Source organism: Desulfonatronospira sp., from assembly GCA_003563255.1.
Taxonomy (GTDB): domain Bacteria; phylum Desulfobacterota; class Desulfovibrionia; order Desulfovibrionales; family Desulfonatronovibrionaceae; genus Desulfonatronospira.
Genome location: PWSL01000077.1, coordinates 1 through 8,950, shown reverse-complemented (window position 1 = coordinate 8,950; position 8,950 = coordinate 1). Strand labels below are relative to the sequence as shown.

The 8,950-nt window shown below is 50.6% G+C and carries 7 protein-coding genes; 4 read left to right on the top strand and 3 right to left on the bottom strand.

The window, feature by feature from the left end; genetic code table 11:
• Nucleotides 1-153: 153 nt before the first annotated feature.
• A complete protein-coding gene (locus tag QZP87_RS02235) occupies nt 154-2,526 on the bottom strand; it encodes an anti-sigma factor antagonist (RefSeq protein ID WP_291321291.1) in 2,373 nt (790 codons plus the stop codon).
• A 673-nt stretch (nt 2,527-3,199) separates the two neighbouring features.
• On the opposite strand from QZP87_RS02235, the gene QZP87_RS02230 reads away from it, so the two are divergent.
• The 3 genes from QZP87_RS02230 to QZP87_RS02220 all read left to right on the top strand — a co-directional run bounded on the left by QZP87_RS02230 (nt 3,200) and on the right by QZP87_RS02220 (nt 5,636).
• A complete protein-coding gene (locus tag QZP87_RS02230; protein WP_291321290.1) occupies nt 3,200-3,424 on the top strand; it encodes a twin-arginine translocation signal domain-containing protein in 225 nt (74 codons plus the stop codon).
• A gap of 78 nt (nt 3,425-3,502) precedes the next feature.
• Complete coding sequence (locus QZP87_RS02225) at nt 3,503-4,024, top strand: C-GCAxxG-C-C family protein (RefSeq protein ID WP_363330975.1); 522 nt, start codon at nt 3,503-3,505, stop codon at nt 4,022-4,024.
• A 679-nt stretch (nt 4,025-4,703) separates the two neighbouring features.
• A complete protein-coding gene (locus QZP87_RS02220) occupies nt 4,704-5,636 on the top strand; it encodes a LysR family transcriptional regulator (RefSeq protein ID WP_291321289.1) in 933 nt (310 codons plus the stop codon).
• Between the two features lie 50 nt (nt 5,637-5,686).
• Here QZP87_RS02220 and QZP87_RS02215 read toward each other — a convergent pair whose 3' ends face one another.
• Both QZP87_RS02215 and QZP87_RS02210 read right to left on the bottom strand, forming a co-directional pair.
• Nucleotides 5,687-6,793 carry an RNA ligase gene (locus QZP87_RS02215; protein WP_291321288.1) on the bottom strand — a complete coding sequence of 369 codons (1,107 nt, stop codon included), beginning with the start codon at nt 6,791-6,793 and terminating at the stop codon, nt 5,687-5,689.
• A 3-nt stretch (nt 6,794-6,796) separates the two neighbouring features.
• Nucleotides 6,797-6,925, bottom strand: coding sequence for a hypothetical protein (locus tag QZP87_RS02210; RefSeq protein WP_291321287.1), 129 nt, complete (start codon nt 6,923-6,925; stop codon nt 6,797-6,799).
• A gap of 498 nt (nt 6,926-7,423) precedes the next feature.
• Between QZP87_RS02210 and QZP87_RS02205 the strand changes: the two genes are divergently transcribed.
• A complete protein-coding gene (locus QZP87_RS02205; RefSeq protein ID WP_291321286.1) occupies nt 7,424-8,737 on the top strand; it encodes an ATP-binding protein in 1,314 nt (437 codons plus the stop codon).
• The last annotated feature ends 213 nt before the right edge of the window (nt 8,738-8,950 follow it).

Below are 8,950 nucleotides of genomic sequence, written 5' to 3'. Positions count from 1 at the left end.
GGGACAGTCCCCTGGCCTTGTGCCATTAGTCACCATCGAGGACCCCCTGAATGGTTATCTTTCCATTTCTGTAATTGGTTTTTTCCAGAATTCTTCATTTCCTGACATTTTGTAAGGCGCATCATCTTATAAGCCCGGAGACATCCTGCCTCCTCAGTCCGGCTGTTTTTCAAGGTCCATGATCCGTTCGGCCAGTATCGCGGCCCAGTACGCAGCGGCCTGCTTCCTGATGACCGTGATGTCCCGGTAGGAAACCATGGGCAGGATCCATTCCAGCATGGCCAGGTAGTATGGAACGGGATCATGCTCAAAAATTGTCATTCTACCGGCCAGGCTTCGCAGCACCCGCACCAGGGAGTAAGCCTTGCCAAGCAGGGGATCATCCTGGGAACAGTCGTAGTCCGGCGTGTGATCAATGGTCTCGTTTTGGGCCAGGGCCTGCGCAAAATGTACCACGCGGCGCAGGTCCGTCTCGTCTTTGATCCTGCTCATGCCTAGGCAGGCAATGACTTCAAGCCTGGCCAGGTCGGAGACGATATTGCCCTGCCGCGTCTCCGAGAAATCAATAACGTAAAGGTTGTCGTTGTCGTCCATGAGGATGTTGGCCAGGTTCAGGTCGCCGTGAATGATGGACGTATACCAGCGCATGGTTTGCCCGGCCCGACGGGTATAGCCGTGTTCCAGGAAATTGTAGGGGTTGGGCAGGTCCCTGCCCAGGGCGGGACAGGCCAGTGTCTGCCTGCTTGAGGAAATGCCCAGGAAAGACTCTGCATCAGTACAGATGTTCATGAACAGCCGGCGCGGATCGTGATCCATGTATGGGCGCAGGATGTCCCATCTGGGCTGTCCGTACCATGGTTTCAGAATACTCGTAAAAACCCTGTAAATAATGGATTGCAGATCCTGCTCGGGCAGGCCGGCATAAAGATCCCTGAGCATCTCCAGTCTGCAGCCGGCGCCGGTGATGCCCAGGAAATTGTAGCGCAGGCCGGCCGTGTCGCCGTGTTCAGCGGTGCCAAGGATGGTCGTGCTGTTGTTCAGAATGAATTTCTGTACATGTTGGTGATAGGCGTAAACTTCCCGGTCGATCCAGTCTTTGCCGCCGATCTTCAGGACCGTGGGCAGTAGTTCGCGTCCCTGGGCGTCATAGCTGTGAACACGATAGGTGTCGGCGCTGAACCCGCCGGCCAGGGGCTCCAAAACCATGCGCGCGGAATCGTTATATATCCTGCGGGCCACGATTTCTCCTGCATGGCTGAGCGGCTTGCAGGCGCGCGTTTCAATCCGCAGTCTCTTTTCCTCGCCGGTGCGAACAGCTTTCGGCAGATACACCCAGAGCCTCAGAGATGCGCACCGGGAATCAGGCTCAAGCCGGCATACGCTGCCGAGGGTATCCAGACTGATCAAATGATTGATCTCATCAGGAGCTGTGATCTCGTCCACGGCCAGGGAATCAAAAACAAGGGCATTGGCAGCCCAGGAAATCCTCCTGGAAGCAAACTTTTCTGACAGGTCAGCACCAGGCAGAAATCGGGACAGGACATCCCTGCTAAAGGCCTCCTCCCGGCCTGTACCTTCCCCTGCCCCCACATGAAGCAGCCCGGCGGCGAAGATACGGCAGTCAGTGAAGCTGCACTTTCCGGCAGGGACATCACGGTCCATTTCCTGGACATCCCGGTAGAATCTTCCGGATATGTCAACCCCGCGCCCGGCAGCAACAAAGCCGGCCCAGGAAACCGGCCCGGCAGAAGTGTCTTGCAGGCGGGCAAAGATATCTTCCAGGGCGGTCTGCAAGAAAAAAGGCTCCTTCGATGATGCATCCGGGGCGACGTCTACGGTGCAGGCAGGCTGACCCGTTAAAGACAGGGCACGCCTGACGAAAAGAACCGATTCTGAAGGAGCATGGCCCAGCATCCAGTCCGGGTGAAATCGGCTGTCCGCAGGAACAACCGCGACAGCCTCGCCAGTGGCTACAAAAGCACCAAGGGCGGTTTCAGCGTCCTGTGCAGTGCCGCCCAGGCCGGAAAGGCCGAAGCTGATGCCCAGTTCTTCCAGAGAGATCGGCAACAAAGACCGGTCTTTGGATACTTCGCAGCCCCAGCAGTCGAGCCATGAGACATGATCCGGGTGATGGACGATGCTGTAGAAAACAGCATTACTGACAAAGGATTCCCCGGCTTGCGGACGCGTGGCTCCGGACACAAGGCCCAGGGCCGTGTCCAGATTCCCGGCCGTCCGGAACAGATCAAGCAGACCGGCAACCCGCAGGATTTGAGCGCCCCCGGGGGGCAACCCGCATAAAATGATCGCTCCGGAACGTTTTTTAAGAATTTTCTCCCAGGCAATAAGGGAGCGGATGCCCATGCTCGAGAGGTAGTCCACGCCCTGCATGTCCAGAATCAGATGACTCGGCTCTCCCGGCAGTGCCGTTAAAGCGTCTTCAAGGTCCGAGGCACCCTTGTGGTCCAGCCTGCCTTCCAGGCTCAGGATAAAAATATCCTTTTCGCAAGTAACACTTACCTGCATGGGTTGTTCCTCCAGAGAGCATTGCGTCTTTCTGATTTGGTTGATTCTTCGGACAGCACGGGGGCATCCCGGTGGCAGCAGTGGCAGCAAAGGTCGAGGTTCCAGCCTGTCTGAGTCTCCATGTCCCTCCACTTTTTTTAGTAGTGCAAACATAAGTTTCTGTCAAGGCTTTATATCACTACAGCGAAACTTATTTATTGACCTCCGGGGACTGGCTCTTTTGCCGCATAATTTTTGAAGCATTTGCAAATTAGCAACCGGCAAAAGTGCCTGTCCCCAATTTTGACAGGTTGTAAAGTTTTATAAGTTTCGCTGTAGTGATATGACGCAACTGCAAAAGTCAGATATTAACTGGTAGCGGACTGAATTGACATGTCACACCTCCTTTGTTTTGCCAGGCCTTACAGATATCATCTTGGATTTTATACAAATTAAGCGCGATAATATTCAGTGACTACAAACAGAAGTTTTTTCCCGGCTTGGTTTCAGGTTTGCCATTGAGGCAAAAATATGCCTGACTTGTGATATAAATCTCTTTTATGAGCCCATAAGTTTTTTTAATTTGACCATTTTATTTGGTACAAATTACTAATATCTCAACTGACCATTAGACTATTCCCAGTGTTTATTTCTGGTCATCTTTTCAACCCAGGAACCAATTAAGGAGGTTTTTATGCAAAGTCAGGCACATCACAATTCCAGGAGAAGTTTTTTAAAGGGCATGGGCACCACCATGGCCGGAGTGGCTGTTGCCGGAACAATGGGTTTCGCCAGTCATTCCCTGCTGGGAGCCGGGCAGGCCGGTGCAGCCATTACCGGTGATTTTCCCTACAAGAAGCTGGATAAGGACATCGCCGCAGAGATGGCCTTCAAGTCCTACATGGAAAGGGGCGGCTGAGGCCCGGGAGCAGCCGACGGTCTGTTCGGCTATCTGGCTCAGGAAGTAGGTGAACCCTACACCCATTTCCCCATTTCCATGTTCTGGGTCTTTTCTTCCGGGGTACGCACCGGCTGGGCCTCCATCTGTGGAGCCCTGGTACCGCCCCTGACACTTATCGGGGCCATGCCCGTGGACAACCAGACCAAAGGCAAACTGTGCGACGAACTCATGGCCTGGTACATGAAGTTTCCCTTCCCGGAATACCAGCCCGCAGGCATGAACCTGCCCAAGGTACCCGTGGACTCCAGCCTGTGTCACGTCTCTGTGACCAAGTGGATGAAGGAAGCAGGCGTAGCCCGCGGCTCCGAGGAAAGAAAACACAGATGTGGCGGTCTCACTGCAGATTGCGTGATTAAAACCGTTGACATGCTCAATAAGCTGGCTGACACAGGTGCCTTTGAGAAAGAACATCAACCCCATGAAAACGTGGAAACCTGTATGCGCTGTCACGACAATATGCAACCCTACACCCATGGCAAGGAAAACTGTATGGAGTGCCATGCTATGAGGCCTGTAAGTATGGATGAATGTGAGCAGCATGTGGATTGGCTTAGATAGCCTTAAACTTAATGTTGCTTCCTTTGTATCTGTTTAGCGCTTTTTAGGAAAGCAGGGGACAGGCACCCCCGCACTTATTTTTCTGAAGGATGGTTGACATGTTTAAAAAATAAGTGTGGGGAGAGCCAGTCCCCGTGCCATACGCAAAGCGCTAAACAGATACCTTCCTTCTAACCCTGAGACATCAAAAAGCACATCCGGGGGGTCCGGCGAGGCAAACACCGGACCTCCAATACTTAAGACGTCTGCATACCAGCATTTCTGCTGCTGAACATGCTGCGTACAGATCAGAACAATTCTATTGACTGCCTCCTCTGCGTCCAGCGCGGGCAGGATGATTTTTCCTCCATCCCTCCGGGCAATGACGCCGGTTTGCGCGAAACGCAGACTTCCTGTAATCCCGGAGCGACTTTCTATGTAACCATTCAGGGGACGCGGGATACCGGCCCGAGGACAGACCCCGCGACACATTTCCTGCACAAATAAAAAAAGTCAAAAGCGAGGTTATGTGAACCTGTACAGGCAGTACTGAAGGGACAGAGCTCGGTCACGACTGAGGTGTGATTGCCGGCAATCACCAGCAAGGGCCTCCCTGAATGGTTACTTTTTTTCTATGGACTAAGGGCTTCAAGGCTGCTATGTAAAAGGTTGCAAGCAAAACACGGAAAAAGGTGGCCCAATGGAACTCAACCTTTATGCCTTGAAGACCTTCAAGGAAGTGGTGGACCAGAAGAGTTTTTCCAAAACAGCAACAAGACTATACCTGACTCAACCCGCTGTAAGCCTCCAGATCCAGGCCCTGGAAAACTATTTCAAAGTCCCCCTGCTCATTCGGGAAAAAGGCAGGATTAAACTCACCCAGGAAGGCGGGACTGTTTACGAATACGCCGTCAAACTGGAAACACTGCAGGCAGAACTGTTTCAGAGCATGGACCGGCATGCAGACAGGCTCATGGCTACCCTGCGCCTGGGCACCTGTTTTATTGCCGGGGAATACCTCTTTCAGGAAATCCTCAATTCCCTTCAGAACAAATACCCCGATACACGGGTGGCCCTGAGCGTCCTGAAATGCGAAAAAATCTTTCAGGGGCTATTAAACGGTATTTTTGATCTGGGAATTACCGGGGTGAACCCTCAGAACAAAGGTCTGCAGTCCAGGGAAATCGGCCGGGCTCCTCTTGTTTTGTTCAAGGGCCGAAATCATTCAGATAATCCAGGACCTTTTTCCATAAAGGAGCTTGTAAAGACTCCCTTGGTATTAAGAGAAGAAGGGGCAGGAATCTACATAGAATTCACCGAATTCTTGAAGAGGCATCGCCTGACCCTGAAGCAGTTCAAGCATGTATGCTTTTCAGAAAGCAACCAGGCCATTAAATCCATGGTCCAGGCCGGCATGGGCTTCTCGCTCATGCCGGAATTCATGCTTCGCCAGGAATTGCTGGGTAATGAAGTGGTCCCCATAGAGCTGAAGGAGGGAGAATTAAGTCAAGGCTTTTATATGGTCTATCGTCAGCAGGAAGACCTGCCTGAACTCATGATCAAAATGATTGATTATGTATCACGGCGAATAAAAAAAAACATCCAGCCCCAGGACCCGTCCACTTCAGCGTAAACCTTGTCTCAGCGACCCTGGCCTAAATAAAAGAGGGCTTCACTGTTACCTCATAGAAATGCTTCAATAAGCTCTACTTTCTTATGTTCAAACAGTGAATCAAACACTTGCTCTATGGATCGACCGCGACGTAACTGAAATAGAATGTCTTTCACTGCCAGATCCTTGACGGCCAGGGCATATTCCTTCTGGTTTTCAATATCTTTGAAGCGAGCGTAGTTTTCCCGGATATTGTCCATTAATCGTTGATAGGCGAGGATGTAAGGCTGGAAATACTTCCTGTCTTCCTCAAAATAAGTCAGATACTCCTCATGATCGTTCATAAAGATGAGGCTCACGATCCGTTTTGGGCTGATACTCCCATTTTCTCTAAGATGATAGACGGCAAGATACGCCGGGTTCTTGATCTTGAGGCGAAGCCCTGTTGCCTCGTCAACGCAGACATATCCCTCGTCAAGGGTGTCAAGTGCTTTCATGGCATCCATGATCTCCGCAAGAGAAGAAAACCTGTATGTCCCAGGGAGAATAACAGAAGCACCCTGCCTGGCAATAATCCTGGACAACTCGGCTGTCGTGTCAAACCCGGCATACTCTCCAGTATACTTGTCCCTGGCTGCCAGAAAATAAGCCTGAGGTGCGTCGTAGCGTTTGACTATCCGATTCTGGCGTGAACAGAGCTCAAAAATATATGTATTTTCCCAGGGCAGGTTAGAAAAGGCCTTCTGTATATCACAGTCCAGGGCCTGACAAAACAGATCAAAAAAAATACCGCCTGAATCCGTATTCCCCTCAGCAAACGCCAGCTTTCGGGAGGCCGCATTCCACCTGATACCATCGTGGTAGACGTTGATCAGGCTGCCGTCTTCCTTGTCCATGGCAACCAGGGTGTTGAAATCAATCCCCTTATGCTCTAAGCTTTCGCCATAGTTGTAAAAGCGATCAAAAGATCTGGAAAGAATGCCCAGATCATCCAAGGAGAGGATCAACCCCCTGCACTCATCGCAGACAGGATGAAAACGCGGAGAGTCGATCATGGAATAATTTAAAACTACACGATCAGCATAGGTACTGATCTTGACCCCAAACTCCAGAGCCAGATCATCCAAGGAATTATTTATCAGATACTGTTGAACATTAAGCATAAATGCCTCATTCATGGTTCATCCGAGGGCTTGGTAGTCCTGCTCAAGCTTCTTCAGGGTCTCATATTCACCAGCCCATCGGATGTATTTGATGTCGTCTCCAAGCTTCCCGGATAAATGCAGGTCATAGAACTCATTGGTGCTCATTCTATTTCCTGCTCCAGCTCGTGCAACTTTCGTTTGGTCTTGTTGATTCCGTTGAGCATAATTTTCAGCTGGTTTTTTATAGCCAGATTAACCAAAGCGGCAAGATTGTCATCTGATTGTGGTTGGAGCATAATTTGGGACATTTTGCAAGGTTTTGTGAGTAAGCATTCAGGAGGTACTCAGTTTTAGTCCCTGGCACCAGGCCTGGGGACTGTCCCTCGCTAAGCACTATCGGGAGGCTTCCTGGAGACGCTCCTTCTCCTGAAGCTTCTGCACCTCTTACTCCAGGGCCTGGTGCATATCCCGGACCCTTTTGTAGCGCTCATCCTTATCCTCCGCCGGCTGCAGTGCGGTGTCCACGATCTCGTTTATCTCCGGAGGAAAGGACTATTTGCGATGGTTACGTATAGTTTTATTTTTTTATTGACCATATCCTGGGAAACGGTTATTGTAACGGACATTACTGTAACCATGGTTTCATAAATCAGGGGTAAATCCATGCAGTTTTATGACAGGGAAACCGAATTGAAGACGCTGCGGGATACCCGCAGGCAGGCCGCTCAGGCAGGCAGGATGACCTTTGTGGTCGGCCGGAGAAGAGTGGGCAAGACCAGGCTCATCAGAGAGGCCTTTGCCTCTGATGAGCTTGTCTATTTTTTTGTGGCCAAAAAGAGTGAAGCTCTGCTTTGTGAGGAGTACTGCAGAATCATTCAGGACTCACTGGGTGTGAAAATCATCGGCAATCTTTCAAAGTTCTCCCAGGTATTCGAATACCTCCTGCAGCTTTCCGTCAGCCGCTCGTTTACCCTGGCCATTGATGAATTCCAGGAATTCAGCACGGTCAACCCGTCTGTGTACTCGGAAATTCAGCATCTCTGGGACACATACAAAGAACGCTCAAAAATGAACCTGGTGCTTTGCGGGTCAGTTTATTCCCTGATGAAGAAGATCTTTGAAAACAGCAAAGAACCCCTTTATGGCCGGGCGGACAGGAAGATTGTGCTCAAGCCTCTGAGTACGGCGGTCCTCAAACAGATAATAAAAGATCATAATCCGGATTTTTCACCCATGGATCTTTTGTGCTTCTTCATGCTCACAGGAGGAATCGCCAAGTATATTGAACTGTTGGTGGATCAACAGGCCATGAATCTGGACAGGATGATCCAGGCCGTGCTGGATGAGCATTCCTTCTTTCTGTACGAGGGCCGGGATGTATTGATTGATGAATTTGGACGGGACCATGCAACCTACTTTTCCATTCTCTCCCTTATTGCCGGCTCCAGGACTGCCAGGCCTGAAATGGAAAGTATCCTGGGCAGAAACATCGGCGGACACCTGGACCGACTGGAGAAAGACTACGGCATCATCCACAAGGTCAGGCCGCTTTTTGCCAAACCCGGCAGCAGGAATCTGAAATACGCCATAGAGGATAATTTCCTCAATTTCTGGTTTCGCTTTATTTTCAAAAATTTAAGCGCCGTGGAGATGGGCAACCTTGATTATGTACGCCGTATTGTACAGCGGGACCTGGATACCTTTTGCGGTCCATTTCTGGAAAAGTATTTCCTTCACGAAATGGAATTGTCTGGCCGGTTCAACCGCATCGGACCTTCATGGGAACGGGGAAACACCAATGAGATCGATATAGTGGCGGTCAATGACATGGAACAAAAGCTCTTTTTCGCTGAAGTGAAACTGAACAGGAAAAACATCAACCTGGCCGGGCTTCGCAGAAAAGCCGGCAATATCCTGGCCTCGCATCAGCAATACAAGGCACAGTTCAAAGCCTTGTCCCTGGATGATATGCTGTAGGCGCTTAGCACAAATGTCGGAACAACATGTTGCTTCATTTTCAAAGAAAGCCAAGAGCTTTTGCCCACGGAACACACGGAAGGACACGGAAGTTTTTCTTATCGCTCCCACGCTCTGCGTGGGAGCGTATCTGGATCCAGCACTCACTTTTGGCAATGGAGAAATACCAGAAAAAATAGTATTCAAAAGTGAGTGCTGGATCATTGGTGGACG